Origin of the sequence: Kitasatospora sp. NPDC127111 (genome assembly GCF_042677465.1) — a bacterium.
In the GTDB taxonomy this organism is placed as follows: domain Bacteria; phylum Actinomycetota; class Actinomycetes; order Streptomycetales; family Streptomycetaceae; genus Kitasatospora.
Map to the genome: position 1 here is coordinate 1 of NZ_JBHXTG010000179.1, position 1,100 is coordinate 1,100.

1 pseudogene is annotated in these 1,100 nt (G+C 67.7%); it reads left to right on the forward strand.

From position 1 onward, the window contains the following. Positions 1-77 precede the first annotated feature (77 nt). Positions 78-1,078: pseudogene (locus ACFVHB_RS40150) on the forward strand (IS5 family transposase). Positions 1,079-1,100 lie beyond the last annotated feature (22 nt).

A 1,100-nucleotide genomic window follows, 5' to 3' on the forward strand; every position in this document is an offset into this window, starting at 1 on the left:
CTAGGGCGCGTATTCGGTCGTGATCAATCTGTGCGATTCACCCTCGCGGCGGGTTCTGATCCGGTAGACCGTGGTGCGTGACGCGAGCGCAACTGACGGATGCGGAGTGGGAGTTCATCGGGCCGTATCTGCCGATCGGCGAGTACGGCCCTTACCCGGAGCGGCTGCGGCAGCAGTTCGAGGGGGTGATCTGGCGGTTCCGGACGGGCGGGCAGTGGCGGGAGATGCCGAAGGAGTTCGGCGCCTGGTCGACCGTCTCCAACCGGTTCCGGCAGTGGAGGGATGCCGGTGTCTTTGAAGCCCTGATGGAGGGCCTGATCGCGGAAGCCGCGAAGCGCGGCGAGGTGGACTTGTCCCTGGTCAGCGTGGACTCCACCACTGTGCGGGCCCATCATGACGCCGCCGGGATGCACCTCGACTCAGACACCATGGACGCCCTAGAGAAGGCCGCCGAGGAGGCGGAGAAGGCCAGACAAAAGGGGGAGGCCCAGAGGAACAAGACGGGCGGGACGCCTCAGGCGACCCGGAACGGGAGGAACGGCGACGTATCCGGCGGCGGCGCAAGCTCCGGCTGAAGGCCGCTCTGCTCGGACGCTCCAGGGGCGGGCAGACCAGCAAGGTCCATTGCGCCGGCGACCGGAAGTGTCGCCCGCTGGCGTTCGTCCTGACCGAGGGCCAGGCTGCGGACAGCCCGCAGTTCATCCCCGTGCTGAAGAAGGTCCGGGTCCGCGGGCCCGTCGGCCGTCCCCGAACCCGGCCGGACGCGGTAGCCGGGGACAAGGCCTACTCGTCACGCGGCAACCGCGCCCACCTGCGAAAGCGCCGTATCAAGGCGGTCATCCCAGAGAAGAAGGACCAGAGCGCCAACCGGAAAAAGAAGGGCAGCCGGGGCGGTCGGCCCGTCAGCCACGACACCGAGCTCTACAAGGAGCGCAACACCGTCGAGCGTCTGATCAACAAGCTGAAGGCCTGGCGAGGCATCGCCACCCGGTACGACAAGACCCCGGAGAGCTACCTCGCCGGCCTCCACCTCCGCGGCGCGGTCATCTGGATCAAGGACCTCACCCGGGCCCACTGATCACGACCGAATACCTGCCCTA